This is a genomic window from Streptomyces malaysiensis subsp. samsunensis (assembly GCF_024519315.1).
Classification (GTDB): Bacteria; Actinomycetota; Actinomycetes; order Streptomycetales; family Streptomycetaceae; genus Streptomyces; species Streptomyces malaysiensis.
The window spans coordinates 1-26,300 of the sequence record NZ_JANIIC010000062.1; the positions used below are offsets into that span (position 1 = coordinate 1).

24 protein-coding genes and 2 riboswitches are annotated in these 26,300 nt (G+C 70.9%); of the genes, 17 read left to right on the forward strand and 7 right to left on the reverse strand.

Annotation, left to right across the window (positions count from 1 at the left end; translation table 11 throughout):
• Positions 1–148 precede the first annotated feature (148 nt).
• The 10 genes from clsA to NQU54_RS38120 all read left to right on the forward strand — a co-directional run bounded on the left by clsA (position 149) and on the right by NQU54_RS38120 (position 10,997).
• A complete protein-coding gene (gene clsA, locus NQU54_RS38075) occupies positions 149–757 on the forward strand; it encodes a cardiolipin synthase ClsA (RefSeq protein ID WP_069873684.1) in 609 nt (202 codons plus the stop codon).
• Between the two features lie 113 nt (positions 758–870).
• On the forward strand, positions 871–3,366 hold the full coding sequence (locus NQU54_RS38080; RefSeq protein WP_257634980.1) for a mannose-1-phosphate guanyltransferase: 2,496 nt from the start codon (positions 871–873) through the stop codon (positions 3,364–3,366).
• A gap of 116 nt (positions 3,367–3,482) precedes the next feature.
• Complete coding sequence (locus tag NQU54_RS38085) at positions 3,483–4,403, forward strand: DUF881 domain-containing protein (protein ID WP_069873688.1); 921 nt, start codon at positions 3,483–3,485, stop codon at positions 4,401–4,403.
• Positions 4,400–4,732, forward strand: coding sequence for a small basic family protein (locus NQU54_RS38090; protein ID WP_069873690.1), 333 nt, complete (start codon positions 4,400–4,402; stop codon positions 4,730–4,732). The genes NQU54_RS38085 and NQU54_RS38090 overlap by 4 nt, the downstream gene beginning before the upstream one ends.
• Before the next feature lie 419 nt (positions 4,733–5,151).
• Positions 5,152–6,195 (forward strand): DUF881 domain-containing protein, encoded by a 1,044-nt coding sequence (locus NQU54_RS38095; RefSeq protein ID WP_257635022.1) that lies wholly within the window; start codon positions 5,152–5,154, stop codon positions 6,193–6,195.
• A 130-nt stretch (positions 6,196–6,325) separates the two neighbouring features.
• Entirely contained in the window at positions 6,326–7,156 is an 831-nt protein-coding gene (locus NQU54_RS38100) for an FHA domain-containing protein (protein ID WP_180990574.1), read from the forward strand.
• Between the two features lie 18 nt (positions 7,157–7,174).
• Complete coding sequence (gene ftsR, locus NQU54_RS38105) at positions 7,175–7,927, forward strand: transcriptional regulator FtsR (protein WP_257634981.1); 753 nt, start codon at positions 7,175–7,177, stop codon at positions 7,925–7,927.
• 52 nt (positions 7,928–7,979) lie between these two features.
• Complete coding sequence (locus NQU54_RS38110) at positions 7,980–8,453, forward strand: bifunctional nuclease family protein (protein WP_014058684.1); 474 nt, start codon at positions 7,980–7,982, stop codon at positions 8,451–8,453.
• Positions 8,454–8,620: 167 nt separating this feature from the next.
• On the forward strand, positions 8,621–9,247 hold the full coding sequence (locus NQU54_RS38115; RefSeq protein WP_257634982.1) for a MerR family transcriptional regulator: 627 nt from the start codon (positions 8,621–8,623) through the stop codon (positions 9,245–9,247).
• 148 nt (positions 9,248–9,395) lie between these two features.
• Positions 9,396–10,997, forward strand: coding sequence for a DNA polymerase IV (locus NQU54_RS38120; protein WP_257634983.1), 1,602 nt, complete (start codon positions 9,396–9,398; stop codon positions 10,995–10,997).
• On the opposite strand, the gene NQU54_RS38125 is transcribed toward NQU54_RS38120, so the two are convergent.
• Complete coding sequence (locus NQU54_RS38125) at positions 10,973–11,290, reverse strand: PRC-barrel domain-containing protein (RefSeq protein WP_069873699.1); 318 nt, start codon at positions 11,288–11,290, stop codon at positions 10,973–10,975. The two genes, NQU54_RS38120 and NQU54_RS38125, sit on opposite strands and share 25 nt — an antisense overlap.
• Positions 11,291–11,425: 135 nt before the next feature.
• A riboswitch (glycine riboswitch) is annotated at positions 11,426–11,523 on the forward strand.
• Between the two features lies 1 nt (position 11,524).
• Positions 11,525–11,649, forward strand: a riboswitch (glycine riboswitch).
• A gap of 65 nt (positions 11,650–11,714) precedes the next feature.
• On the opposite strand from NQU54_RS38125, the gene gcvP reads away from it, so the two are divergent.
• Positions 11,715–14,630, forward strand: a complete 2,916-nt coding sequence (gene gcvP / locus NQU54_RS38130) for an aminomethyl-transferring glycine dehydrogenase (RefSeq protein ID WP_257634984.1) — start codon at positions 11,715–11,717, stop codon at positions 14,628–14,630.
• Between the two features lie 289 nt (positions 14,631–14,919).
• On the opposite strand, the gene NQU54_RS38135 is transcribed toward gcvP, so the two are convergent.
• Both NQU54_RS38135 and NQU54_RS38140 read right to left on the reverse strand, forming a co-directional pair.
• Positions 14,920–15,126, reverse strand: a complete 207-nt coding sequence (locus tag NQU54_RS38135; RefSeq protein ID WP_030824078.1) for a DUF5999 family protein — start codon at positions 15,124–15,126, stop codon at positions 14,920–14,922.
• 266 nt (positions 15,127–15,392) lie between these two features.
• A complete protein-coding gene (locus NQU54_RS38140) occupies positions 15,393–15,980 on the reverse strand; it encodes a hypothetical protein (protein WP_069873706.1) in 588 nt (195 codons plus the stop codon).
• Positions 15,981–16,428: 448 nt separating this feature from the next.
• On the opposite strand from NQU54_RS38140, the gene NQU54_RS38145 reads away from it, so the two are divergent.
• Both NQU54_RS38145 and NQU54_RS38150 read left to right on the forward strand, forming a co-directional pair.
• Positions 16,429–17,931: a glutamate-cysteine ligase family protein gene (locus NQU54_RS38145; RefSeq protein ID WP_069873708.1), complete on the forward strand. Its 1,503-nt coding sequence runs from the start codon at positions 16,429–16,431 to the stop codon at positions 17,929–17,931.
• A gap of 163 nt (positions 17,932–18,094) precedes the next feature.
• On the forward strand, positions 18,095–18,835 hold the full coding sequence (locus NQU54_RS38150; RefSeq protein WP_208973379.1) for a CPBP family intramembrane glutamic endopeptidase: 741 nt from the start codon (positions 18,095–18,097) through the stop codon (positions 18,833–18,835).
• A gap of 101 nt (positions 18,836–18,936) precedes the next feature.
• On the opposite strand, the gene NQU54_RS38155 is transcribed toward NQU54_RS38150, so the two are convergent.
• Positions 18,937–19,761, reverse strand: a complete 825-nt coding sequence (locus tag NQU54_RS38155) for a PhzF family phenazine biosynthesis protein (protein WP_257634985.1) — start codon at positions 19,759–19,761, stop codon at positions 18,937–18,939.
• A gap of 165 nt (positions 19,762–19,926) precedes the next feature.
• Here NQU54_RS38155 and NQU54_RS38160 point away from each other — a divergent pair, with 165 nt between their 5' ends.
• A complete protein-coding gene (locus tag NQU54_RS38160) occupies positions 19,927–20,610 on the forward strand; it encodes a PadR family transcriptional regulator (protein WP_257634986.1) in 684 nt (227 codons plus the stop codon).
• A 54-nt stretch (positions 20,611–20,664) separates the two neighbouring features.
• Here the strand turns inward: NQU54_RS38160 and NQU54_RS38165 are convergent, their stop codons facing one another.
• Positions 20,665–21,093, reverse strand: coding sequence for a type II toxin-antitoxin system Rv0910 family toxin (locus tag NQU54_RS38165; RefSeq protein ID WP_069873716.1), 429 nt, complete (start codon positions 21,091–21,093; stop codon positions 20,665–20,667).
• Between the two features lie 226 nt (positions 21,094–21,319).
• Here NQU54_RS38165 and NQU54_RS38170 point away from each other — a divergent pair, with 226 nt between their 5' ends.
• Together NQU54_RS38170 and NQU54_RS38175 are read left to right on the forward strand one after the other, a co-directional pair.
• Positions 21,320–21,841, forward strand: coding sequence for a Clp protease N-terminal domain-containing protein (locus NQU54_RS38170; protein ID WP_257634987.1), 522 nt, complete (start codon positions 21,320–21,322; stop codon positions 21,839–21,841).
• Positions 21,842–21,872: 31 nt separating this feature from the next.
• A complete protein-coding gene (locus NQU54_RS38175) occupies positions 21,873–22,862 on the forward strand; it encodes an EamA family transporter (RefSeq protein ID WP_257634988.1) in 990 nt (329 codons plus the stop codon).
• Positions 22,863–22,986: 124 nt separating this feature from the next.
• Here NQU54_RS38175 and NQU54_RS38180 read toward each other — a convergent pair whose 3' ends face one another.
• A complete protein-coding gene (locus NQU54_RS38180) occupies positions 22,987–23,688 on the reverse strand; it encodes a pyridoxamine 5'-phosphate oxidase family protein (protein WP_257634989.1) in 702 nt (233 codons plus the stop codon).
• A 36-nt stretch (positions 23,689–23,724) separates the two neighbouring features.
• Here NQU54_RS38180 and NQU54_RS38185 point away from each other — a divergent pair, with 36 nt between their 5' ends.
• Positions 23,725–25,053, forward strand: a complete 1,329-nt coding sequence (locus NQU54_RS38185) for an aminotransferase class I/II-fold pyridoxal phosphate-dependent enzyme (protein WP_257634990.1) — start codon at positions 23,725–23,727, stop codon at positions 25,051–25,053.
• Positions 25,054–25,245: 192 nt separating this feature from the next.
• Here NQU54_RS38185 and NQU54_RS38190 read toward each other — a convergent pair whose 3' ends face one another.
• The gene (locus NQU54_RS38190; RefSeq protein WP_257634991.1) at positions 25,246–26,265 is read right to left on the reverse strand and encodes a DMT family transporter; all 1,020 of its coding nucleotides are present in this window, start codon (positions 26,263–26,265) and stop codon (positions 25,246–25,248) included.
• Positions 26,266–26,300: the final 35 nt, after the last annotated feature.

Here is a 26,300-nt window from a genome sequence, read left to right on the forward strand (position 1 = left end):
ATTCTTCAAAAAGACCCTGATGGGAAGTGAACTTCCCATCAGGGTCTTTTTCATGCCCATGTCTGGTACGCCCCGGTGCCGGAGCTGTCCGGGCCTACCGGTAGAGTCATGGAGCATCATCGGCCTGTTTCTCACGGGAGGCTCCCGGGTGGAGGTACAGGAGACACGAGTTCAGACGGACCGTGTGCTCACCATCCCGAACATCCTCAGCGCTGCGCGCCTCGTCGGCGTGCCGCTTTTCCTGTGGCTGATCCTCCGGCCCGAGTTCGGCGGGCCCAAGAGCGACGGCTGGGCACTGCTGGTCCTGGCGCTCAGTGGCGTCAGTGACTATCTCGACGGGAAGCTGGCTCGTCGCTGGAACCAGATCAGCAGCCTTGGCCGGTTTCTCGATCCGGCGGCCGACCGTCTCTACATACTGTCTACACTTGTCGGTCTCACCTGGCGCGAGATCCTGCCCCTCTGGCTGACCGCGGTCCTTCTCGTGCGAGAGCTGGTCCTGCTTGTGATGGTGGGCGTCCTCCGGCGCCATGGCTATCCGCCGCCGCAGGTGAACTTCCTCGGCAAGGCGGCTACCTTCAACCTGATGTATGCTTTCCCGTTGCTCCTTCTGAGTGAGGGAAGTGGCTGGCTTCACACGACCGCCGCCATTTTCGGATGGGCGTTCGCCGGATGGGGTACAACACTCTATTGGTGGGCAGGAGTCCTCTACGTGGTTCAGGTCCGCCGACTTGTCAGGGCGGACACCGCGGCCGACTGAGCTCGCCGTAGCGGCGTCCATAGAGGCCGGGGCCCGTAGCGCGGTAGGTGTAAGGGCCATCGGGCGTGCACGGTCGGCATGACCGTCGTCTCTTCAAGGAGGACGCTTCCGACATGAAGGCCGTCGTGATGGCAGGGGGCGAGGGGACTCGTCTGCGCCCCATGACCTCGACCATGCCCAAACCGCTACTGCCCGTGGCCAACCGGCCGATCATGGAGCATGTGCTCCGGCTGCTCAAGCGGCATGGTCTCAGCGAGACCGTGGTGACAGTCCAGTTCCTCGCGTCCCTGGTCAAGAACTACTTCGGTGACGGCGAGGAGCTCGGCATGGAGCTCACGTACGCGAATGAGGAGAAGCCACTCGGCACCGCCGGTAGCGTCAAGAACGCGGAGGAAGCACTCAAGGACGACACCTTCCTGGTGATCTCCGGTGATGCCCTGACGGATTTCGACCTCACGGATCTGATCAATTTCCATAAGGAAAAGGGCGCCCTTGTCACTGTCTGTCTGACGCGCGTTCCCAACCCCCTCGAATTCGGTATCACCATCGTCGACGAGGCGGGAAAGGTCGAGCGCTTCCTGGAGAAGCCCACCTGGGGCCAGGTCTTCTCCGATACGGTCAACACCGGCATCTACGTCATGGAGCCGGAGGTCTTCGACTATGTCGAGCCCGATGTGCCGGTCGACTGGTCCGGAGATGTCTTCCCTCAGCTGATGAAGGAGGGCAAGCCCATCTTCGGCTATATCGCCGAGGGCTACTGGGAGGACGTCGGCACCCATGAGAGCTATGTGAAGGCCCAGGCCGACGTTCTCGAGGGCAAGGTCGACGTCGAGCTCGACGGATTCGAGATCTCCCCCGGCGTATGGGTCGCCGAAGGGGCGGATGTGCATCCGGAGGCCGTGCTCCGCGGTCCGCTCTACATCGGCGACTACGCCAAGGTGGAGGACGGTGCCGAGATCCGCGAGCACACCGTCGTCGGCTCCAATGTCGTGGTGAAGAGCGGCGCCTTTCTGCACAAGGCCGTGGTGCACGACAACGTGTACGTCGGCCAGCAGAGCAATCTGCGCGGCTGTGTCATCGGCAAGAACACCGACATCATGCGCGCGGCGCGTATCGAGGACGGGGCCGTCATCGGCGATGAGTGCCTGATCGGTGAGGAATCGATTGTCCAGGGCAATGTCCGGGTCTATCCGTTCAAGACCATCGAGGCGGGCGCGTTCGTCAACACCTCGGTGATCTGGGAGTCCCGGGGGCAGGCTCATCTGTTCGGCGCCCGGGGCGTCTCCGGCATCCTCAATGTGGAGATCACCCCGGAGCTCGCGGTGCGCCTCGCCGGGGCGTATGCGACGACCCTCAAGAAGGGCTCCACGGTCACCACGGCGCGTGACCACTCCAGGGGCGCGCGGGCGCTCAAACGGGCGATGATCTCCGCCCTCCAGACCAGCGCCATCGACGTACGGGACCTGGAGAACGTACCGCTGCCGGTGGCCCGGCAGCAGACCGCGCGCGGCAGCGCCGGCGGCTTTATGATCCGGACCTCTCCCGGGGTGCCCGACTCGGTCGACATCATGTTCTTCGACGAGCGGGGCGCCGATCTCTCGGCGGGCGGTCAGCGCAAGCTGGACCGGGTCTACGCCCGGCAGGAGTACCGCAGGGCCTTCCCGGGCGAGATCGGTGACCTCAGCTTCCCGTCGAGCGTCTTCGACTCGTACACGGGCTCGCTGCTGCGCGCCGTGGACATCAGCGGCATCGCCGAATCCGGTCTCAAGGTCGTCGTGGACGCCGCCAATGGAAGCGCCGGGCTGGTGCTCCCGAGCCTGCTGGGCCGGCTCGGGGTGGACGCGCTGACCATCAACCCCGGTCTGGACGAGTCGCGTCCGACGGAGACGGCCGATGGCCGCCGGTCGGGGCTGGCCCGGCTCGGCGAGATCGTCGCCTCGGCGCGGGCGGCGTTCGGGGTGCGGTTCGACCCGGTCGGTGAGCGGTTCTCGCTCGTCGACGAGCGGGGGCGGATCGTGGAGGACGACCGGACGCTGCTGGTGATGCTGGACCTGGTCGCCGCGGAGCGGCGCAGCGGGCGGGTGGCGCTTCCGGTGACCACGACCCGTATCGCCGAGCAGGTGGCGGCGTATCACGGCACACAGGTGGAGTGGACGACCACCGCGGCGGACGATCTGACCCGGGTGGCCCGGTCGGAGTCCACCATCTTCGGGGGCGATGGCCGCGGTGGCTTCATCATCCCCGAGTCCACCAGCGTCTTCGACGGTACGGCCGCGTTCGTCCGGCTGATCGGGCTGGTGGCGCGCACTCAGCTGACCCTGAGTCAGATCGATGCGAGGATTCCGCGGGCGCATGTCCAACGGCGTGATCTGGCCACCCCCTGGGCGGTCAAGGGCCTGGTCATGCGGCATGTCGTGGAGGCGGCGAGCGACCGTTCCGTGGACACCACGGACGGGGTGCGGGTCGTGGAGGCCGACGGGCGGTGGGTCATGGTGCTGCCCGACCCGGCCGAGGCGGTCACCCATCTGTGGGCGGAGGGTCCGGACGAGGCGTCCGCGCAGGCCCTGCTGGACGAGTGGTCGAGCGTCGTGGACAGCGCGGGGCGCTGACAGCGGGGCCGTTCGCCCACGTCTGAGCGCGTCGGGCCGCCGCCCCGAGGTCCCGGATCCGGCACGCCGGAGGGGCCATTCGGTGGCGGCGGCCCCCACGTGCGACGATGTGCGGCATGTCGCAGCAGCCCCCCGTTCGGAGCACAGCATCGTCGCGCCCACGCCTCGACGCGTCCATGTCGCTGCTGACCAATGTGATGGACCACAGCCTCGACGACGGTTACGCCGAGGCCGCGGCGCGGCGCGGGGAGACCGGTCGCTCGCGTCTACCGCGCACCGTGCGGGCCAAATTGGGGCTGGCTCTCGGTCTTGTCCTGGTCGCGGTCGTCATCACCGTGGGCGCCGCCGAGGCGCGGATATCCGCGCCGACGCTGGCCAAGGAGCGGGGAGAACTGATCGACCGCATCGAGACGGGGAACTCGAACGCGGACAAGCTCGCCAGGAACGTGGACAAGCTCCGTGGCGAGGTCGGGGAGAAGCAGCGGCAGGCGCTGGAGAAGGACGGCGGGGCCAAGGCCGATCTGGTGGCGCTGCTCGCGGGGGCCAACGAGGTGACGGGCCCCGGGGTGAAACTGGTGGTCGACGACGCCAAGGACGCGACCGGCAGCGGCGGGGGACCACGGGAGAGCGCCGACTTCTCCGATACCGGCCGGGTGCGCGACCACGATATGCAGCGGGTCGTCAACGGTCTGTGGGAGTCGGGGGCGGAGGCCGTCTCGATCAACGGACAGCGGCTGACGGCGCTCTCGGCGATCAGGGCCGCGGGAGACGCCATACTGGTCGACAACAAGCCGCTGGCGCCGCCGTATACGGTGCTCGCGGTGGGGGACGGGCAGCGGCTGAGCACCGCTTTCCAGAACAGCGCGGACGGTCAGTACCTGCATGTGCTTCAGCAGAACTATGACATCCGCACGAGCATCTCCGCCCAGGACTCGCTCCGGCTTCCGGCCGCGCCGAGCCTGATCGTACGTACCGCGGAACCGATAGCCGGTGGGCCCGGCAAGGGTGACGCCGACACAGGGAAGGGCACATCGTGATCGCCGTATTGGGGCTCATCGTGGGAGTCGTGGTGGGACTTGTGGTCCGACCCGTGGTGCCGACGATGGTCGAGCCCTATCTGCCGATCGCCGTCGTGGCGGCACTCGACGCGGTCTTCGGAGGCTTCCGGGCGATGCTGGACGGGATCTTCGACGACAAGGTCTTCGTCGTATCGTTCCTGTCCAATGTGGTGGTGGCCGCACTGATCGTCTTCCTCGGTGACAAGCTGGGCGTCGGTGCCCAGCTGTCGACGGGAGTCGTGGTCGTGCTCGGTATCCGGATCTTCTCCAACGCGGCCGCGATCCGCCGCCATGTGTTCCGGGCGTGAGGCCGATGACGACCGACGACACCCCTGAGAAGCCCGAGAAGCCACAGCCGGCCGAAAATCGTGGGCAGGCCGAAACGCCGCGACAGGTGGCCGAAACGCCGCGACTCGCCGAGCGGGACGCCAAGGCCGAGCGGCCCGTGAGGCCCGAGCACCCGCCGAAGGCTGAGCAGCCCCAGCCCGCGAAGACCGAGAAGGCCGCTGAGCGGCCGCCGCGGTCGCCCGAGCCGCCGCGACGGCCGGAGGCGCCCGAGAGGCCCGCGCGCTCCGGAGAGCCGCGCGAGCGGGCGGAGCCCCAGCGGCCGTCGGCGGCCGGACCGCCACGCCAGGGCGCTGCCTCCGAACCGCCACGGCAGGGCGCTGCCTCCGGGCCGCTGCGGCCGGGCGCCGCGCCGCCCGCCCGGAGGCCCGAGCGCCGTGACATGCCGCTCCGCCGTGACACGCCCGAGCGTCGCGACACGCCGGAGCGCCGTGACGCACCGAAGCGCCGTGACTCGCCGGAGCGGCCGGGCAGGCCCGCCGCGCCCGGGCCGGGCGGTTTCAAGGACCTCGCCCTCAGGAAGCCCCTGCCCAAGGCCGTGCTGCCCGAGGCCCTGCCGCCCCAGGCCCAGGGCCGTCCCGTCAGGCCGGGGGCGCCCACCGCGGGCGGCGGGGCCACCGGGCCCGCCGACGGGTCCCGGAGCGGCCCCGGAGAGCCTGTGGGGCCCGCTCCCGGCCCCGGAGCCGGTCAGGGGCCGGAGGAGGCCCTGAGCGGCCGCCAGCGACTGGTGAAGGGCGTATGGCCGCCGCGGCTGACCCGTGCGCAGCTGATCGTCGCCCTGCTGCTCTTCGGTCTCGGCCTGGGCCTGGCCATCCAGGTGCGTTCGACCAACGAGAACAGCGTGTTGCGCGGCGCCCGGCAGGAGGACCTGGTCCGGATCCTCGACGAGCTGGACTCCCGCACCCAGCGGCTCCAGGACGAGAAGCGCCGCCTGGAGAACCAGCGCACCGAGCTGGAGAACAGCTCGGACCAGGCCGAGGAGGCCCGCAAGCAGACGCTCCAGAAGGAGCAGCAGCTGGGCGTGCTCGCCGGTACGGTGGCAGCGCAGGGCCCCGGCATCACCATCACCATCGACGACTCCCGGGGCTCCGTGGAGTCGGACATGCTGCTCGACACGGTCCAGGAGCTGCGCGCGGCGGGCGCCGAGGCGATTCAGATCGGCACGGTGCGCGTGGTCGCCGGCACCTACTTCTCGGACAGCGGCGGCGCGATCCGGATCGATGGACGGAAAGTGACGCGACCGTATGTTGTGAAGGTGATCGGCAAGCCGGAAGATCTGGAGCCGGCGCTGAACATCCCGGGCGGCGTGGTGCAGAGCCTGGAGAAGGAGCAGGCCACTGTGTCCGTGCGGCGGGAGAAGAAGATCGTTGTGGATGCCTTGCGATCGGCGAAGCGGCCTGACTACGCTCGGTCGTCATCACGGTGAGGCGGTTCGAAATGGGGGTCTCTCGGGGAGACCATGTGGACGCGGGGGGTCGACGCACCGGAAGATCCGCGCGTGATGGAAACTGTCTGGTGGTCGCGGACGTTGTGAGGATGTCCGGACCGTCTGGTGTGTGCATCGAGGGTTTGTCCTGCCCCACGGGCGGGTCTGTTTCAGTCAAGGGGAATCGCCCGTGAAGTTGTTCGGGAAGTTGTTCGGCAAGAGTGCCCGCCAGGATGGCGGCAGCAGCACCGCTCGCCACCGCGCCTCACGAGGCGCGGAGGAGAGCGGAGGGGGCACCGGGGAGCGTCCGCTGTTCCGGGACCAGGTCGGCGGACAGGGCGCGTCTGTTGACCCCTCCGCGGCCGGGCCCATAGGTTCCGAGGAGCCATCGGCCGCTCGGAGTGGTGGAGGGTTCGGCTTGCCGGTCTGTCAGCGGTGTGGCCACCGGAACGCGGAGGCCAGCCGGTTCTGCTCCAACTGCGGTGCCCCGCTGCGTGGCGGTGCCGCGCCCTCCGAGCGTGCCTCGGAGACCACCTCCACCATTTCGATCTCGGGTCTCGAGGCGTACGACTCCGAGGTGACCGGGCAGACGCCGCTGCCGTCGCTCAGCCCGGAGGCGCAGGCCGCCGTCGAGGCGCTGCCGCTGGGATCGGCGCTGCTGGTGGTCCGCCGCGGGCCGAACTCGGGCAGCCGCTTCCTGCTGGACAGTGATGTCACCACGGCGGGCCGCCACCCGCAGAGCGACATCTTCCTGGACGATGTGACGGTCTCCCGCCGCCATGTGGAGTTCCAGCGCGGTCAGGACGGCAGCTTCACCGTCGCGGACGTCGGCAGCCTCAACGGGACGTACGTCAACCGGGAGCAGATCGACGCGCCGGTCGTCCTGGCCAGCGGCGACGAGGTGCAGATCGGTAAGTACCGGCTGGTCTTCTACCCGAGCCAGCGGGGCGTCGGCATCTGACCCGTCCAGGGGAGGTCCATGCTTCAGACACCGTCGGGCGGTGCCGATACCGGCACCGCCCCCGCGGACGGCCGCTCGATGAGCATCGGCACCGTGCTGAATCTGTTGCGGGACGAGTTCCCCGAGGTCACCATCTCCAAGATCCGCTTCTTGGAGTCGGAGGGGCTGGTGGAGCCGCGGCGCACACCGTCCGGCTATCGCAAATTCAGCCAGCGGGATGTGGTGCGGCTCGGCCATATCCTCCGGATGCAGCGTGACCACTACCTGCCGCTCAAGGTCATCCGGGAGCATCTGGACGCCCTGGAGCGCGGGGAACCGTTGCAGCTTCCTGCCGCTTCGCAGGGAGCCCGGCAGCCGGGGTCGCTCGACGGCGGCGCCGAGGCGGCTCCGGACGGCCCCACGGCCGCCCGGGTCGGCCGTGCAGAGCTGCTGGCAACGGCCGAGGTCAGCGAGGTGGAGCTGGCCGAATGGGAGTCGTACGGGCTGCTCGCGCCGAGCGCGGACGGCGGCTACGACATCGAGGCGGTGACCGTCGCCCGGCTCATCGCCGAACTCGGTCGTTTCGGCCTGGAACCACGTCATCTGCGAATCATGAAGGCTTCCGCCGAGCGCGAGGCCGGAATGGTCGAGCAGGTGGTCGCACCGCTGCGGCTGCATAGAAACCCGCAGACCAGAGCGCATGCGGAGGCCAGTGCGCGGGAGCTCGCCACGCTCTCCGTACAGCTGCACGCGGCCCTGGTGCGGTCGGCTCTGAGGGCCCAGGAGCGGTGACCGGCCGGGCCCCGACTATCCAAACCGGCCGGGCACGTCCTAGGGTTGCTGTGTGAACGAGCTCGACGTCGTGGGTGTCCGGGTGGAAATGCCCTCCAACCAACCGATCGTGCTCCTGCGTGAAGTGGGAGGCGACCGCTACCTCCCCATCTGGATCGGACCAGGTGAGGCGACCGCGATCGCCTTCGCTCAGCAGGGCATGGCTCCGGCGCGCCCGCTGACCCATGACCTTTTCAAAGACGTACTCGAAGCGGTCGGCCAGCAGCTCACGGAGGTCCGGATCACGGATCTGCGCGAGGGGGTCTTCTACGCGGAGCTGGTCTTCGCCAGCGGTGTGGAGGTCAGTGCCCGGCCGTCCGACGCCATAGCGCTCGCGCTGCGCACTGGAACGCCGATCTACGGCAGCGACGGCGTGCTGGACGACGCCGGTATCGCGATCCCGGACGAGCAGGAGGACGAGGTGGAGAAGTTCCGCGAGTTCCTCGACCAGATCTCGCCCGAGGACTTCGGAACCAGCAGCCAGTAGACGGTATGCCGGTCCTCGCTCGCGCATTCGAGTAGCCTTTCCCGGACGAGGGACACGGGAAACCACCCTTAGGGTGATTATCACTCGGCGTGCCGAGTGTGGCGATCGTTGACGCACCCCGGGTGACTGCCTACCTTCAAGATGGCAGGTCGAGGACGGAGGTCGGCGTGAGAAGCACCGGCGACGGCACGGCGGCCGGCGGTCCGTACACGCTCCAGGGGAGCGCACCGGCCGATCCGGCAGTGAAGGCTCGGGTCGCGGCACAGGCCGCACCGCCGCATGAGCCCGCCGCGGGGGGGACGGAGCGGGTCGGATACCGCGGACCCACCGCATGCGCGGCCGCGGGCATCACCTACCGCCAGCTGGACTACTGGGCCCGCACCGGGCTGGTGGAACCCAGCGTCCGGCCGGCCTACGGCTCGGGCAGCCAGCGGCTCTACAGCTTCCGGGACGTGGTCGTCCTCAAGATCGTGAAGCGGCTGCTGGACACCGGCGTGTCGCTCCAGAACATCCGGGCGGCGGTGGCGCATCTGCGCTCCAGGGAGCTCGACGACCTGGCCCAGATGACACTCATGAGCGACGGCGCGACCGTCTACGAGTGCACCTCGCCCGATGAGGTCGTGGACCTCCTCCAGGGCGGCCAGGGCGTCTTCGGGATCGCCGTGGGCGTCGTCTGGCGGGATGTGGAGAGCGCGCTCTCCCAGCTGCACGGCGAGCGGGTGGACACCGGGGAGACGCTGATCCGGCCCAACCCCACCGATGAGCTCGCGGCGCGCCGCAACAGGGCCGGTTGAGCAGTCCGTTCGGCCTTCCGCTTCGTCCCTTCGCCGTGCCCCTCGCGTTCTCGCCCAGCACCCCTAAGAGGCGCCGATCGGCGCTTCCGGGCCCCGTCCCCGGCCCTCGGGCCGCCCATTGTCGGTGGTGTGCGGCAGCATCGGAGATGTGAGGGGTGCGCCGACGATTCTCCATCTGGACATGGACGCCTTCTACGCTTCGGCGGAGCAGGCGGCCAAGCCCAGCCTGCGTGGTAAGCCGGTGATCGTGGGGGGCCTGGGGCCGCGTGGCGTGGTCGCCACGGCCTCCTACGAGGCCCGGGTGTTCGGGGTGCACTCGGCCATGGCGATGGCCCAGGCCCGCCGCCTGTGTCCGAACGCGGCGTTCCTCATCCCCCGCTTCGCCCTCTACCGCAAGGTGAGCGACTCGGTCATGCGCCTGCTGCACACGCTGTCGCCCCTGGTGGAGCCGCTGAGCCTGGACGAGGCGTTCGTCGATCTGGAGGCGGGCGGCACCGAGGCCACCGTGGAGGCGGCGCGCGCCGTGGGGGAGCGGCTGCGGGCCGACATCAGGGCGGTCACCGGGCTGACCGGATCCGTGGGGCTCGCCGGGTCCAAGATGCTCGCCAAGATCGGCTCGGAGCAGGCCAAGCCGGACGGTCTGGTGATCATCGAGCCCGGGACGGAGCGCGATCTGCTCGGCCCCATGTCGGTCCGTACGCTCCCGGGCGTGGGCCCCGCCACGGCGGAGACGCTGCGCCGGGCCGGGATCCACACCGTGGCCGAGACCCGGGAGGCGGGCGAGGCCGAGCTGGTGCGGCTGCTGGGCCGGGCCCACGGCACCTCGCTGTTCCTGATGGCCGAGGGCCGGGACGAGCGGCCCGTCGTCGCCGAGCGGGACGCCAAGTCCATCTCGGTCGAGGACACCTTCGACGTCGACGTCACCGACCGCACCCGGGTGCAGTTGGAGATCGCGCGGCTCGCCGACCGCTGTGTGCGGCGGCTGCGCGAGGCGGGCCGCTCGGGGCGGACGGTCGTGATCAAGGTGCGGCGGTACGACTTCTCCACGCTCACCCGTTCGGAGACCCTGCGCGGGCCGACCGACGATCCGGGGGTGGTGCGGGAGGCCGCGGCGCGGCTGATCGACAGCGTCGACACCACGGCGGGTGTGCGGCTGCTGGGCGTCGGCGTCAGCGGTCTGGCGGACTACACCCAGGAGGATCTCTTCGCCCAGGCAGCCCAGGCAGCCAAGGCAGCCAAGGCAGCCAAGGCAGCCAAGGCAGCCAAGGCAGCCAAGGCAGCCCAAGCCGCTCACGAGGCTCTGGAGGACGCGGGGCACCCGCCGGGCCCCGAGAGACCAGAACCCGTGGGAGAGCGCGCGGAAGAGGCGTCTGAGGGCGCTGGGAAGCCACGGCACTGGCTGCCGGGCACCGATGTGCGGCACACCGACTACGGGGCGGGCTGGGTGCAGGGCAGTGGGGTGGGCCGGGTGACCGTGCGCTTCGAGGAGCCGTGGTCGCGGCCGGGGCGGGTACGGACGTTCGCCGTGGACGACCCGGCGCTTGAACCGTCCGAACCGCTGCCGTTGCTGCGGCCGGACGCGGGGCCGGGCCCGGCGCCCCAGGGGGAGGCCGCGAGCTCGGACGGGACCACGGATCCGGCGGAAGGCATGGGCCGGGACCCGCGGGAGGCCGAAGGCCCTGACGGGTCGGCGGGTGCCGGTGGTGGGCCCGGTCAGGGGCAGGGTCAGCCGGTGACGTCCAGGCCGTAGTGGTGGTAGAGCTGGAGTTCCTGCTCGGGGGAGAGGTGGCGCCCGACCCCGAAGTCCGGGGCGTCCTTGATCAGCGCCCGTTCGTACGGCACCCGCAGGGTGTCGCCGACGACCTCGCTCGGTTCGAGCGGTACGAAGACGTCCCGGCTGAACAGCCCGGTGCGTACCGCCGCCCATTCGGGCTCGCCGGTCGCGTCGTCGAGATAGACCTCGTCCACGGTGCCGATCTTGGCGCCCTCGCGGTCGAATGCCTTGCGGCCGATCAGGGTCCGCGGGTCGATATCGGTCTGCACGGTCTCTCCCACAGGTGGCAAGCAGGTGGCAAGTGGCCATTGATACCTACAAAAAGCCACATCGCCGCGCTCGGCCACTCGAACACCGGCGGCCGTCCCCCGCGGCAGAACCGCTGATACGCTGACTGTGACTGTGAACCCCGTGCGGGAGAGTCCTCCGCCGACGCTGTCGGAGGCGCCGAAGGAGCAAACCCTCCCCGGAATCTCTCAGGCACACGTACCGTGCGGGTGAGGTCACTCTGGAAAGCAGGGTGGGCCACGGGCGAGCAGAGCTCCGGGACCCCTCCTCACCGACGGTGAAAACCGGTCAGGCGGTATGTGGGCCGGTGAAGCTCTCAGGTTGAGATGACAGAGGGGGAGGCCGTCCGGGCACCCGCGCCGTGGTGCCCCTCGTCGGTCGTTACAGACCAGGAGGCCCCCGCAGATGACCGCCCATCGCATCGCACTCTCCGACTTGGAACGCGGTACTCCGTTCGAGCAGCGCCATATCGGCCCGGACGGCGAGGCCCAGGCCAAGATGCTCGCCCAGGTCGGCTTCGGCTCGCTGGACGAGCTCACCGAGGCCGCCGTACCGGACGTCATCAAGAGCACCGAGGCGCTGAACGCCCTGCCTCCGGCCCGCAGCGAACCGGAGGTCCTCGCCGAGCTGCGCGGACTCGCCGACCGCAACCAGGTGCTGCCGTCGATGATCGGCCTCGGCTACTACGGCACCCACACCCCGCCGGTGATCCTGCGCAATGTGCTGGAGAACCCCGCCTGGTACACCGCTTACACGCCCTACCAGCCGGAGATCTCCCAGGGCCGGCTCGAGGCGCTGCTCAACTTCCAGACCGTCGTCGCCGATCTGACCGGGCTGCCCACGGCCGGTTCCTCGCTGCTGGACGAGGCCACCGCGGCCGCCGAGGCGATGGCGCTTTCGCGGCGTGTCGGCAAGGGCAAGGAGGGCGTCTTCCTGGTCGACGCCGACTGTCTGCCGCAGACCGTCGCGGTCATCAGGACCCGCGCCGAGCCGACCGGGGTCGAGGTCGTCGTCGCCGACCTGGCCGAGGGTATTCCGGAGGAGATCGCCGAGCGCGGGATCTTCGGTGTGCTGGTGCAGTACCCGGGCGCCTCCGGCGCGGTGCGCGATCCGCGCCCGGTCATCGAGCGCGCCCATGAGCTCGGCGCCGTCGTCACCGTCGCCGCCGATCTGCTCGCGCTCACCCTGCTCACCTCGCCCGGTGAGCTGGGCGCGGACATCGCGGTGGGCAGCAGCCAGCGGTTCGGCGTCCCGATGGGCTTCGGCGGACCGCACGCCGGCTTCATGTCGGTGCGCGACGCCTACGCGCGCAACCTGCCCGGCCGGCTGGTCGGGGTCTCCGTGGACGCCGACGGCGACAAGGCGTACCGGCTGGCGTTGCAGACCCGTGAGCAGCACATCCGCCGGGAGAAGGCCACCAGCAACATCTGCACCGCCCAGGTGCTGCTGGCCGTGATGGCCGGGATGTACGCCGTCTACCATGGCCCGGACGGGCTCGCGGCGATCGCCCGCCGCACCCACCGCTACGCCTCCGTGCTCGCCGAGGGGCTGCGGGCCGGCGGTGTCGAGGTGGTGCACGGCGCGTTCTTCGACACCCTCACCGCGCGGGTGCCGGGCCGGGCCGCCGAGGTCGTGGCCGCGGCCCGCGAGGCCGGGGTCAACCTTCGGCACACCGACGCCGATCATGTGGGCATCGCCTGCGACGAGACCACCGGCCGTGCGCAGCTGGCCGCCGTATGGTCCGCCTTCGGGGTGGACGGCGGGAACGGCGACGCGGCCGGGATCCCCGGCATCGACGAGCTGGACGCCTCGGCGCCGGACGCGCTGCCCGCGGACCTGCTGCGCCACGACGGCTATCTGGCCCACCCGGTCTTCCACCAGCACCGTTCCGAGACCGCGATGCTGCGCTATCTGCGCCGCCTGGCGGACCGGGACTACGCCCTGGACCGGGGCATGATCCCGCTCGGCTCCTGCACCATGAAGCTCAACGCGACCACCGAGATGGAGCCGGTCACCTGGCCGGAGTTCGGCGCGCTGCACCCCTTCGCACCGGCCGAGCAGGCCCAGGGCTATCTGACCCTGATCCGTGAGCTGGAGGAGCGGCTGGCCGAGGTCACCGGCTATGACAAGGTCTCGCTCCAGCCGAACGCCGGCTCCCAGGGCGAGCTCGCCGGTCTGCTGGCGGTGCGCGCCTACCACCGGGCCAACGGGGACACCCGGCGCACCGTCTGCCTGATCCCGTCCTCCGCGCACGGCACCAACGCCGCCAGCGCCGTGATGGCCGGGATGAAGGTCGTCGTGGTCAAGACCGGTGAGGACGGCGAGATCGACACCGGCGATCTCCGCGCCAAGATCGAGAAGCATGGTGCGGAACTGGCCGTGCTGATGGTCACCTACCCCTCCACCCACGGTGTGTTCGAGGAGCACATCACCGAGATCTGCGCGGCCGTGCACGACGCGGGCGGCCAGGTCTACGTGGATGGCGCCAACCTCAACGCGCTGGTCGGGCTCGCCGAACCGGGCCGGTTCGGCGGCGATGTCTCGCATCTGAACCTGCACAAGACCTTCTGCATCCCGCACGGCGGTGGCGGCCCCGGCGTCGGCCCGGTCGCGGTGCGCGAGCATCTGGCGCCCCACCTCCCCAACCATCCGCTCCAGCCCGCCGCAGGCCCGGCCACCGGCGTCGGGCCGGTCTCGGCCGCCCCCTGGGGTTCCGCGGGGATCCTGCCGATCTCCTGGGCGTACATCCGGCTGATGGGCGCCGAGGGGCTGCGCCGCGCGACCCAGGTCGCGGTGCTCGGCGCCAACTACATCGCCAAGCGACTCGAGCCGCACTACCCGGTGCTCTACACCGGCCCCGGCGGTCTGGTGGCCCATGAGTGCATCGTGGATCTGCGGCCGCTGACGAAGGCCACCGGGGTGAGCGTCGACGATGTGGCCAAGCGCCTGATCGACTACGGCTTCCACGCGCCGACGATGTCGTTCCCGGTCGCCGGGACGCTGATGATCGAGCCGACCGAGAGCGAGGACCTGGCGGAGCTGGACCGGTTCTGCCAGGCGATGATCGCCATCCGGGCCGAGATCGAGAAGGTCGGCTCGGGCGAGTGGGCCAAGGAGGACAATCCGCTCCGGCACGCCCCGCATACGGCGGCGTCGCTGACCGGGGAGTGGGACCACTCGTACTCCCGGGAGGAAGCGGTTTTCCCGGCCGGGGTCTCGGCGGCCGACAAGTACTGGCCGCCGGTGCGGCGGATCGACGGGGCCTACGGGGACCGCAACCTCGTCTGCTCCTGCCCGCCGCTGGAGTCCTACGAGGGCTGAGAGCCTGTGTCATATCCCCGGCCGGATCAGCGTGCGGCGTCTGGCACGCACGCTCGCCGCGTTGCCGAAACGCCCGAGTGGCTCCGCCACGAGGGCGCTCCGGCGCCTTGCGATCGCACGCACCAGACGCCGCACGCTGATCCGGCCGGGGATATGACACAGGCTCTGAGGCGTTCCGCCCGTTGACGCGTCAATGGGGCCGGTGCGGCGGATGCGCCGGGCCGGCCCCTGCGGTGTACATGCCGTCGATGGCGGTGTCGGACGGCGGGGTGACGATGTGCTCGCGGTGTCAGGCCGCGGTGACGATGTGCTCGGAACCCAGCGGTCGGCACGGTGCGATGACACGCCCGTCCGGCAGCAGCTCACCGGTGTCCTCGAAGAGCAGGACGCCGTTGCACAGCAGGCTCCAGCCCTGCTCGGGGTGGTGCGCCACCAGATGGGCGGCCTCCCGGTCGGCGGAGTCGGCTGATGGGCAAGGCGGTTGATGCTGGCACATGACAGGGTTCTTTCGCTGCGGAGTGGTGAAGGTCCTGCGGCTCGCTGCGGCGTTCATGGCCGCCCCCCCGTGGTTGAGTCGGTCGATTTCTCCAGTGTTGCCCTACGGCCTGGGATCCGCAGGGGTTTCGCGGTACCGGTCTCGCTAGATAATGACGCATCACCCGTCCGGACGGTTCATCGCCGCCGGACTGTTACGAGGATGCCGCGCGGAGCGCCCCGTGACCCGGCGGTCACAGGGCGCTCGCGGCCTGATGAAGGCCCAGGTCAGGCAGGTGAGCCAAGCAAGGGCGCCCGGGTCAGCCGGTGGGTCAGAACGGGCAGCAGATCGGTTGCCTGATGCGCCCGGTGGGCCGCGATACCGGGTGGTGCCGGGGCGAGCGGCACCAACAGGTCCCCCGCGCCCAGGCCGCCTTCGGCGCCGTCCGCCATCAGGTCGCCGTGCAGCCAGAGCGTGACCATGTAGAGCTCGGGGATGGACAGCAGCCGCGGCTGGTACGCCGAGGGCAGCGACTCGGCCTGGCTCAGGGCGAGTTCGGCCGAGCTGACGTAGGGGCCCTCGGAGAAGTGTGAGAAGGCCCAGCCGTCGGCGGTGAGCATCGCCTCGGCGGCGGCCACCGTACGGTCGCCGTCCCGGATCAGGAAGCGCCAGCCGGTGAGCCGGGTGCTCGGCGGGCCGTCGGGGGCGGTGATGTCGTCCAGGACATGGACGGGGAGCGGGAGTTCGGGTTCGAAGGGGCCGGTGAGCGTGGAGAGTGCCGGGGTGCGGGCCTCGCGGACGGCGGTGGGGGAGTCAAGGGCCGTGAGGACGCTGCGCAGGGCGGGCGCGGGGGCCTGGGGCACATGCAGCGGCATGGTGGATCGCCTCTCGCTTGGAGACACGGTGAAGCGATAGCGGGCCGGGTTTGGGCGGCGCTAGCGGTGGAACACGGGTCAGAGGGGAGCCGGAACAGACCGTTCGGGCGTTATCTCTCTGCCTCGTTAGCCGAGTTTATACGACAAGTGTTCCCGTTGTGTTTCGTCTAGCCGCTGCCGATAACCCCGACAAGAGGTTATCCAGACCCCGGGGGTGCGGGGATTTTCCCCGATTCAGTGCCAGATGAACGGATATGACCTGGCATTTTGCGGCCCGCGCGGTAGGCTGGAACTCGCTGGTTCATTCTCCCCGGCGCAATGCGCGGTTCCAGAGAGCCTACTGGCTGGGTGGGGAACGCGGGGCGTTATCGATCACATTGGTGGGCATCATCGAGCGTGGTGTGCAGACGGCCTGGCGCCGATGATCCACTGGAGGAGGGACGCTTCGATGGGGGAGAAGCTCATAGCCGGTGAGTTCGACCCGTCCGGCCGGCGACGGCAGCGCGCCCGGTTGCGGCAGTGCCTCGACGGGCTCGGCCGGCTTCTGGCCGACAAGCGATTCGACCGCCCGAAGAATCTGATGGGGCTTGAGATCGAGCTGAATCTCGCCGGGGCCGACGGACTGCCGAGGATGATGAACGCGGAGGTTCTGGAGCGCATCGGGAGCCATGATTTCCAGACCGAACTCGGGCAGTGCAATCTTGAAGTAAACATCGTGCCCCACCGTTTGCACGGACGCGTTCTCGATCAGCTCTCGGAAGAGCTCCGAACCGGTTTGTCATATGCCGATCGCAAGGCGCGGGAAGTGTCCTCGGAGATCGTGATGATCGGAATTCTTCCGACCCTCGCAGCGGACGATCTGGGATCCACGAACCTTTCCTATGACGACCGTTACAAACTTCTCAATGAGCAGATGCTGGCCGCCCGCGGCGAGGATTTCCTCATCGACATCGAGGGCCGGGAACGATTCACCTACGCCAGTTCCTGCATCGCCCCCGAGGCGGCCTGCACCTCCGTCCAGCTCCATCTCCAGGTCACCCCGGGGCGCTTCGCGGACGCGTGGAACGCGGCGCAGGCCGTGGCCGCCGTACAGATCGCGGTGGGCGCCAACTCCCCCTTCGTCTTCGGCCATGAGGCGTGGCGCGAATCCAGGCCGCCGCTGTTCCTCCAGGCCACCGATGTGCGCCCACCGGAAATCGCCGCCCAGGGGGCGCGCCCGCGCACCTGGTTCGGCGAGCGCTGGATCGATTCCGCGTACGAGTTGTTCGAGGAGAATCTGCGCTTCTTCCCGCCCCTGCTCTCCTCCGGCGATGACGAGGACCCGCTGCGGGTGCTGGACGAGGGCGGGGTGCCCGCGCTCCAGGAACTGGCGCTGCACAACGGCACCATCTACCGCTGGAACCGGCCCGTCTACGACGTCGTGGACGGCGTGCCGCATCTGCGCGTGGAGAACCGCGTGCTCCCGGCGGGGCCCACCGTCACCGATGTCATCGCCAACGCCGCCTTCTACTACGGACTGGTCAGGGCGCTGGCCGAGGAGCCCCGCCCGGTGTGGACCCGGCTGCCGTTCGCGGCCGCCGCGGCCAACTTCGACGCGGCCTGCCGGCACGGCATCGACGCGGTCCTCCAATGGCCCAAATCCGGCCGGTCGGCCTCCCTGAACCGCACCTCCGCCGTCCGGCTGGTCCGTGAGGAGTTGCTGCCGCTCGCCGCGTCCGGCCTCGACTCCTGGGGCGTGGAGCCCGCCGACCGCGACCGCTACCTCGGCGTGATCGAGGAGCGCTGCAAGCTGGGGGTCAACGGCGCGTCCTGGCAGGCGGCCACCTACCACCGGGCGCTGGGCGGCGGGCTGGACCGGGATGCCGCCCTCGCCGCCATGACCCGCCGCTACTGCGCCCTGATGCGCACCGACGCGCCGGTACACACCTGGCCCACCGATCTCTCCGGGTGATGTCCGCACAGCCGACCATGACACCGTATTGTCCGGTGAACGGGGCGGGCGCACCGATGAGCGGGTGCGCCGATGAGGCGGACAAGCGGAAGTGGGGACAGGAGTGCGGTCACAGGCGCGGGGCGCGGAGCCGCCCGTGGTCGAGGACGGGCTCTCGCGGGGGATGCTGCGCAATGAGACGCTGCTCGTGCTGGCGCTGTCCCTCGGCGCGAGCGCGCTCTCCGCGCTGATCAGCTTCATCGGCTCGGTGACCAAACCGGGCGGGCTGAAGGACCAGGCGGCCACGCTCAACTCCTCGGCGGCGCCGGGGCGGCCCTGGCTGGACCTCGCCTGGCAGCTGTTCGGCATCGCGACCGCGCTGGTGCCGGTCGCGCTCGTGGCCCATCTGCTGCTGCGCGAGGGCGCCGGGCTGCGGGTGATCGGCTTCGACCGCGACCGGCCGCGGTTCGACCTGGTGTGGGGCGCCGTGGTCGCGGCCGCGATCGGCGGGACCGGGCTGCTGCTGTACCTGGGGGCGCGGGCGGCCGGGGGCAATCTGACGGTGGTGCCGGAGTCGCTGCCCGATGTGTGGTGGAAGATCCCCGTACTGATCGCCTCCGCCGTGCAGAACGCGGTGCTGGAGGAGGTGGTCGTGGTCGGCTATCTGCTGCGCAGGCTCGGACAGCTGGGCTGGACCCCGATGGCCGCGCTGCTGGCCGGCTCGGTGCTGCGCGGCTCGTACCACCTCTACCAGGGGATCGGCGGCTTCTTCGGCAATATGGCGATGGGCGTGATCTTCGTGCTCCTCTACCGCCGCTGGGGGCGGGTCGGGCCGCTGGTCGCCGCCCATGCGCTGATCGACATCGTGGCCTTCGTCGGATACGCCCTGCTGGCGGGGCGGGTGGGCTGGCTGCCCACGGCCTGATGCGCTGATCCATCGTCTTCGGCGGGTTTCGGGTCAGCGGTTCGCCGCGGATCCCGGGCCCGCGGTTCGCCGCGGGTTTCAGGTCGGCGGTGCCTCGGGTCTCAGGCCAGCAGTTCGCCGTCGATGACCGTGACGGCGCCGCCCGTCAGCAGCGTACGGTCGCCGCGCAGCGCGGTGCGGACCAGGCCGGTGCGCGCGGACGCCTGGAGCCCGGTCAGCTCGTCCCGGCCGAACCGGGCCGACCAGTAGGGCGCGAGCGCGGTGTGGGCGCTGCCGGTGACCGGGTCCTCGTCGATGCCGACGGCCGGGGCGAACATCCGTGAGACGAAGTCGTAGCCGCGTGAGGGGTCCTCGGCGGCCGCGGTCACGATGATGCCCCGGTGGCTGATCCGCTTGAGCGCGGCGAGGTCGGGGGTCAGGGAGCGCACGGTCTTCTCGTCGGCCAGCTCGATCAGGAGATCGTCGATGTACGGGCCGGCGTGATGGGCGGACACGATCCCGGCGCCGAGCGCCGCGGCGACCTCGGCCGTGTTCCGGGGCACCTCCAGCTCGGTCAGCGAGGCCGTGGGGAAGTCCAGTGTGATCGTGCCGTCGTCGTCGGCCGTGGCCGACAGCACCCCGCTGAGGGTGGCGAAGCGGACCGTGCCGGTCGCCGTTCCCGTGGTCTTCAGGACATGGGTGGTGGCGAGCGTGGCATGGCCGCACATGGGCGCCTCGGTGGCCGGGGTGAACCAGCGCAGCGCCCAGTCGGCCGCCGCGGCCTCGGGGAGCGGGTGGGCGAAGGCGGTCTCGGCGAGATTGACCTCGGCGGCGACCCGCTGGAGCCAGCCGTCGTCGGGGAAGGCGTCGGTATCGAGGAGGACGACCCCGGCCGGGTTGCCGGCGAAGGGGCGCTGGGTGAACGCGTCGACGATTCGTATCCGCATGCCGCCGACCGTAGGCGGCTGGTGGCGGGGGAGCCATGGCCAATCGCCCGGCCGTGGCCCCCCGGCCCCCTTCGGGTGATGGGCGGGTGTGGGGGTTGGCATTCGATCGGTTCCGATATATCGTTGAAGTGTCGTGATGGATCGACGATAGAAAGGAGCATCACGATGCGTTCACATGGACATGGACGAGAGCACTGCGGACCCGGCCACCGCGGCCGGGGTGAAGGTGAGGGGCGGCGTGCGGCCTTCGGCCCGTTCGGCCCCGGTTTCGACGGTCCGCCCTTCGGCGGCCCCCCGTTCGGCGGCCGTGGCCGCGGCGGACCCGGTGGCCGGGTGCGTGGGCGGGCGCGGCGCGGCGATGTGCGCGCCTCGATCCTGGCCCTGCTGAAGGACCGCCCGATGCACGGCTACGAGATGATCCAGGAGATCACCGAGCGCAGCGGCGGAGCCTGGCGGCCCAGCCCCGGCTCGGTGTATCCGACGCTTCAGCTGCTCGAGGACGAGGGGCTGATCGGCAGCGAGAGCGAGGGCGGCAAGAAGCTGTTCGCGCTCACCGATGCCGGTCGCGCCGAGGCCGAGGCGGGGCCCGCGGCCCCGTGGGAGGAGGCCGGGCGCGGTATCGACTGGGAGGCAATGCAGGAGGTCCGCCAGGCGGGCTTCGGGCTGATGGAGGCGTTCGCCCAGGTCTGGCGCACCGGCAGCGCGGACCAGCGGCGGAAGGCCGTCTCCGTCATCAATGAGTCGCGCAAGCGGCTGTACCTCATCCTCGCCGAACAGGAGGACGGCGAGCAGGAGGAGAGCGAGCGGGAAGAGGGCAAGGGCGACGCCGAGCGGGGCGGCGAGAGCTGAGCCCCAGCGGACGGGGGCACGCCCGCACGGGGGCGGCGGGCCGGGGCGCGGGGCCTAGACGACCAGCGCGCCCAGCTTGCGCAGCGATTCATTGAGCGCGGTGGTCGCCGAGTCCTTGAGCTTCCCGGCCATCAGGGAGACCGCCGCCCCCGTGAAATCCCCGTCGATCCGCACCGTGGTGGCATCGCCGTCCGGTGTGAGCGAATAGCGCATGGCGAGGTTCACGCCCATCGGGCCCTTGCCCCGGGTGGCCAGCAGCCGGGCGGGTTCGCACTCCTCGACGGTCCAGGTCACCTCGGCCGGAAAGCCCATCAGCTTCATGTTCTCCTGATAGGTCGCCGCCACTTCCAAAGTGGCCGGGCCGCCCTGCGGGAAGCTGGTGTGGGTGGCGTTCCAGTCGCCGTACGAGGAGAAGTCCGTCAGCCGGGCCCAGACCTTCTCGGCCGGTGCCTCGATGCGTGTCTGCGCGCTGACCTCGGCCATGGGGGAGTCCCTTCGGCGCGTTGCTGCGGGGCGTGGTGCGGTGGTGGCGGGCAACGTAGCCCCGGGGCCCGGAACATTCAATACTGACGGGTCGTCAGTTATCTCCGGTCCGCGTTTCCCTCCTCCCCGGGGAGGAGATCCGGTCATCCGCGCACAACCACGGTGGGATGCGCACATGCTTCCCGGCGAGGATGCTCCGGCCGCAAGGGACTGATGGGGTGAGAGTGTGCGAAGTCGTACCCTTTCCGCCGGCCCGGACGACGCCCGATGCGAGGACGGAGTCAGTGACGTGGTGGCCGTCGTGATCGAGGGGGCCCGCCGGCGCGCCGTGCGCGATGGTGATGCGCAGATCGACACCGCCCATCTGCTGCACGGCCTCCTGGAGTCCGACCCGGAGGTGCGGGACGCGTTTCCCGGCGGCCCGCCCCAGGTGATCCGGCTGCTGGGGTATCTGGTGCAGCGCGCCATCGGCTACGGGCTCCGGTGGAGCGGCACCGTCGAGGACTCGGGGGCGGCGGCCGGGAGCGGGATGGCCGGCTGGTCGCCCGCCGCGGCGGCCGCCCTCGATGCGGCGGTCCGGCGTGCCGCCTCCCGTGGCGCATCCCGCGCCGTCGGCCTCGATCTCCTCGCCGCGCTCGTCCACGACCGGGAGTGTCGTGCCATGGAGGTGCTGCGGCGCGCCGGTGTCGCCGTCGAACCGCTGGTCACCGCGCTGGCGGGGGAGACCTGCCAGCAGTCATCGGGATGACGGTACTGACGCGAGCTGCCATGATGGCCCGGTGCGCATATCGGAAGGCCACTCACAGCGAAGGAAGGTCGGCCTGGGGCTCGCCCTGGTGTCGGCGTTCGCCTTCGGCGGGTCGGGCGTCGCCGCCAAACCGCTGATCGAGGCGGGGCTCGCACCGCTCGAGGTCACCTGGCTGCGGGTGACGGGAGCGGCGCTGGTCCTGCTGCCCCTGGCGTGGCGTCATCGCGGGCTGCTGACCTGCCGCCCCGGACTGCTGGTGGGGTTCGGCCTGCTGGGCGTCGCGGGAGTGCAGGCGTGCTACTTCGCGGCGCTCTCCCGGATCCCGGTCGGCGTCGCGATGCTCGTCGAATATTTCGCGCCCGCCCTGGTGCTGGGGTGGGTGCGGTTCGTCCAGCGCCGGCCCGTGAGCCGTGCCGCGGTGATCGGGGTCGTCCTGGCCGTCGGAGGGCTCGCGTGTGTGGTGGAGGTCTGGTCCGGGCTGGGCTTCAACCTCCTCGGACTGCTGCTCGCCTTGGGCGCGGCCTTCTGCCAGGTGGGCTATTTCGTCCTCGCCGACCACGGCAGCGACGGCCAGGACCCGGCGGATCCGTTCGGCGTCATCGCCTACGGACTGCTGATCGGGGCCGTGGTGCTGACCGTGATCGGCCGCCCCTGGGGCATGGACTGGACGGTCCTCACCGGCCGGGCCGATCTGGCGGGCACCCGCGTCCCCGCCCTGGCGCTGCTCGCCTGGATCGTGCTGGTGGCGACGGTGATCGCGTATCTCACCGGGGTGCTGTCGGTACGTCGGCTCTCACCGCAGGTGGCCGGGGTGGTCGCCTGTCTGGAGGCGGTCATCGCGACCGTTCTGGCATGGGTTCTGCTCGATGAGCACCTGGGCGTGGCGCAGGTCGTCGGCGGTGCGGTGGTGCTGAGCGGCGCCCTGATCGCCCAGACCTCCACCCCGAAGGCGGTCACCGCCGAGCCGGTGGCCGCCTCGGCGCCGGTGGAGGAGGAGCGGGAGTTCTCGGCGGGAGGATGACCGTACCGCCTTTCCCACCGCCGCGCACACAATGGCGCGGAGGGCGCGATGAACCCGGTGGGCGCGGCGGCCCGATGGGCGGCGGGGCGGCCGGTCAGAGCCGGGTGAGGTAGTCGGCGGCCGGTCAGAGCCGGGTGAGGTAGTCGGGCATCGGCGTGTCGGGCGCGAGGCCGTCGGCGGGCACCGGCGCGCCGTACACACGGGTCACGGGCACCACGCCGCTCCAGTGGGGGAGTCCCAGATCCTCGGCGTCGTCACCGGGCCCGCCGGTGCGCAGCTTGGCGGAGACCTCTTCGAGGTCGAGGCGGAGCACGGCGGTGGCGGCCAGCTCCTTGGTGTTCGCGGGCCGGGAGTCGGCGGCGCGGCCTGGCACCACATGGTCCACCAGGGCGTCCAGGGCCGCGGTGCGCTCGGCCCGATCGGTCACCGGACGGGCGGTGCCGTGCACCACCACCGAGCGGTAGTTGATGGAGTGGTGGAACGCCGAGCGCGCCAGGACCAGCCCGTCGACATGGGTGACGGTGAGACACACCGGCAGCCCCGGCTCCTCGGCGCCCGGCGCGCCCGCCATGCGCAGCGGGCGCGCCCCCGTCGAACCGTGGAGGTACAGCCGCTCCCCGACCCGGGCGTAGAGGGTCGGCAGGACGACGGGCGCGCCGTCGCGTATGAAGCCCAGATGGCAGACGTAGCCGTCGTCGAGGATCGCGTGCACCACCTCCCGGTCGTACGAGGCGCGCTCGCGGGAGCGGGTGGGCACGGTGCGGTCGGTCGGCGCGTAGGCGCTGTCGGGCGTGTGGGTCGCTGTGGTGGCATCCGGTGCGGGCATTTGCGTCCTCCATTGCACTAGTGCAAAATAGCGTTTGTGCTAGGAGAATATCCGATCGTGGGTCGTCGCGCAGCCGAGATCGCGGCCAGTGTGGAGCGCGCCATCGGCACCGGTGAGCTGCCGCCGGGGCAACTGCTGCCGCCCTTGCGGGAGTTGGCCGGGCGGCTGGGCGTGAATCCCAATACGGTCGCGGCCGCCTATCGCGTGCTGCGCGAACGGGGCGTGATCGAGACGGCGGGGCGCCGGGGGAGCCGGGTGCGCTCCCGCCCCTCCAGTACGCCCCGCGAGTGGATCGGTGTCGACGCCACCGGCGCGCGCGATCTGACGAGCGGCAACCCCGACCCCGCGCTGCTGCCCCCGCTCGGCGCGCCGCTCGCGGCGGCCGCGGCCCGCGCGGCGGAGCGCCCCACGCTGTACGGCGCGCCGGACGTCGTCCCCGAGATGGCCGAGCTGGCCCGGGCCGCCCTCGACGCGGACGGGGTGCCCGCCGGGCCGGTCGCCGTCACCTCCGGTTCGCTCGACGCGATCGAGCGGGTGCTGGCCGCGCATCTGCGCCCCGGTGACGCGGTGGCGGTCGAGGACCCCGGCTGGGGAAGCCTGCTCGATCTGATCCCGGCGCTCGGGCTGCGCGCCCTCCCGGTCGGGGTCGACGACGACGGACCGTTGCCCGAGCGGGTGGAGCAGGCGCTGGCCCAGGGCGCGCGGGCGCTGGTGGTCACCGACCGGGCGCAGAACCCGACGGGCGCGGTGGTGAGCGCGGCCCGCGCCCGTGAGCTGCGGACCGTGCTCGCCGCGCACCCCGCCGTGCTGCTGATCGAGGACGACCATGGGCACGGCATCGTGGACGTCCCGCTGCGCCCCCTGGCCGGCGGCACGGACCACTGGGCGCTGGTCCGCTCCACCGCCAAGGCGTACGGCCCCGATCTGCGGCTCGCCGTGCTCACCGGCGACCCCGTCACCCTGAACCGGGTGCGCGGCCGCCAGCGGCTGGGGCCGGGCTGGGTCAGCCATCTGCTCCAGGACGCGGTGGCCTGGCTGTGGCGGACGGACGCGGTCGACGCGGCGGCGGTGGCGGCGTCGTACGACACGCGGCGCGCGGCACTGGTGCGGGCGCTGCGGGAGCGCGGCATCGCCGCGTACGGGCGGAGCGGGATGAATGTGTGGGTGCCGGTCCCGGACGAGACCGGCGCGGTCGCCCGGCTGCTGGCGGCGGGCTGGGCCGTCGCCCCCGGGGCGCGCTTCCGGGTGGCCTCGTCGCCGGGGGTGCGGCTGACGGTCTCGCCGCTGGCCGCCGACGAGATCGCCCCGGTCGCCGACGCGGTGGCGGCGGCGACCGGGGCGACGGTCTCGGGACGGCTGGACTAGGGTCTGTCGTCAAAGGGGGCGCCCGGCCGCGAGCAGGGGGCACCTCCCAGCGGTAGCTGGGGGAGGCTGGTGCGGTCGATCGCAAGGCGGAGCGTCGCCCTCGTACTGGGCGTACTCGGGTGACGCGACAACGCGGCGAGCGGCCGTGCCAGGCGTCGAGAGCAGGGCGCCCCCTTTGACGACAGACCCTAGCTAGGACCCCGTCCGGTGAATCCTCACGATCCGCGACGCGGCCCGCGAACGTCCGCCGGACGGTGCCCGGGACGTGCCGGCGCGCCGCTGGGTCAGCGCCGCGCCGATGAGGACGATCACGGCGCCCACCGGTGTGTTCCAGGTGAGGTGTTCCCCGAGGATCGCCACGCCGGCGGTGGTGGCGATCACCGGGACGAAGTACGTGACCATCATCGCCGTCGTCGGGCCGACCTCGTCGACGAGGCCGTACTGCACCAGGAACGCCACGCCGGTGCCCAGCGCGCCCAGGGCGAGCACGGAGAGCAGGGGCAGCGCCGGGAAGGAGGTGGGCGTCGCCGCGAACACCGGTGCCACAAGGGCGAGTTGGACCGTGCCGAGCAGCAGTTGGCCGCCGGACATCGACAGATGGGAGTGGCCCATGTCGCTCAGCGTGCGCCGGACGTACTGCCAGCCGACCGCGTAGCTGGCCGAGGCGATCAGCGCCAGCGCGGTGCCCAGCGGGTCCTGGCCGGAGAAGCCCTGCCAGGCGCCCAGCACGATCAACACGCCGATGAAGCCGAGCCCGAGACCCGCGACACGCTGACGGGTCGGCCGGTCGTCGGAGACCACGACCACCGCGAGCAGCATCCCCCACAGCGGCGACGCGGCGTTGCAGATACCGGCCAGGGTGGAGGGGATGGTCAGCTCGGCGTAGGCGAACAGCGAGAACGGCAGCGCGTTCAGGAAGAACGCGGCCACCGCCAGATGACCCCAGACCCGCGCCCCGCGCGGCAGCCGCTCCCGCTTCACCGCCAGCGTCACCAGCAGTACGGCGGTGCCGAACAGCATCCGCCCGAATGTGACGTACAGGGGGGCGAACGCCTCATTGCCCACCTTGATGAAGAGAAAGCTGAAACCCCAGACCAGGGACAGCGCGCCGAAGCGGATGCGCCAGTCGAGGAGCGGTCGGCGAACGGGGGCGGAGGAGGGCTCGGCCGTGGTGGCGGCGGAAGGGGGTGCCGAGGCGGTCGCTGGGGTCATGCCCTTACGATGTCGGTTGCAACCTCTTAGAACAA

What these genes read in the sequence shown, in the direction of transcription:
- NQU54_RS38080 (WP_257634980.1), top strand. Translation starts at nt 871, where the DNA reads ATGAAGGCCGTCGTGATGGCAGGGGGCGAGGGGACTCGTCTGCGCCCC.
- NQU54_RS38085 (WP_069873688.1), top strand. Translation starts at nt 3,483, where the DNA reads ATGTCGCAGCAGCCCCCCGTTCGGAGCACAGCATCGTCGCGCCCACGC.
- NQU54_RS38095 (WP_257635022.1), top strand. Translation starts at nt 5,152, where the DNA reads ATGCCGCTCCGCCGTGACACGCCCGAGCGTCGCGACACGCCGGAGCGC.
- ftsR (WP_257634981.1), top strand. Translation starts at nt 7,175, where the DNA reads ATGCTTCAGACACCGTCGGGCGGTGCCGATACCGGCACCGCCCCCGCG.
- gcvP (WP_257634984.1), top strand. Translation starts at nt 11,715, where the DNA reads ATGACCGCCCATCGCATCGCACTCTCCGACTTGGAACGCGGTACTCCG.
- NQU54_RS38135 (WP_030824078.1), bottom strand. Translation starts at nt 15,126, where the DNA reads ATGTGCCAGCATCAACCGCCTTGCCCATCAGCCGACTCCGCCGACCGG.
- NQU54_RS38140 (WP_069873706.1), bottom strand. Translation starts at nt 15,980, where the DNA reads ATGCCGCTGCATGTGCCCCAGGCCCCCGCGCCCGCCCTGCGCAGCGTC.
- NQU54_RS38145 (WP_069873708.1), top strand. Translation starts at nt 16,429, where the DNA reads ATGGGGGAGAAGCTCATAGCCGGTGAGTTCGACCCGTCCGGCCGGCGA.
- NQU54_RS38150 (WP_208973379.1), top strand. Translation starts at nt 18,095, where the DNA reads ATGCTGCGCAATGAGACGCTGCTCGTGCTGGCGCTGTCCCTCGGCGCG.
- NQU54_RS38155 (WP_257634985.1), bottom strand. Translation starts at nt 19,761, where the DNA reads ATGCGGATACGAATCGTCGACGCGTTCACCCAGCGCCCCTTCGCCGGC.
- NQU54_RS38160 (WP_257634986.1), top strand. Translation starts at nt 19,927, where the DNA reads ATGCGTTCACATGGACATGGACGAGAGCACTGCGGACCCGGCCACCGC.
- NQU54_RS38165 (WP_069873716.1), bottom strand. Translation starts at nt 21,093, where the DNA reads ATGGCCGAGGTCAGCGCGCAGACACGCATCGAGGCACCGGCCGAGAAG.
- NQU54_RS38180 (WP_257634989.1), bottom strand. Translation starts at nt 23,688, where the DNA reads ATGCCCGCACCGGATGCCACCACAGCGACCCACACGCCCGACAGCGCC.
- NQU54_RS38190 (WP_257634991.1), bottom strand. Translation starts at nt 26,265, where the DNA reads ATGACCCCAGCGACCGCCTCGGCACCCCCTTCCGCCGCCACCACGGCC.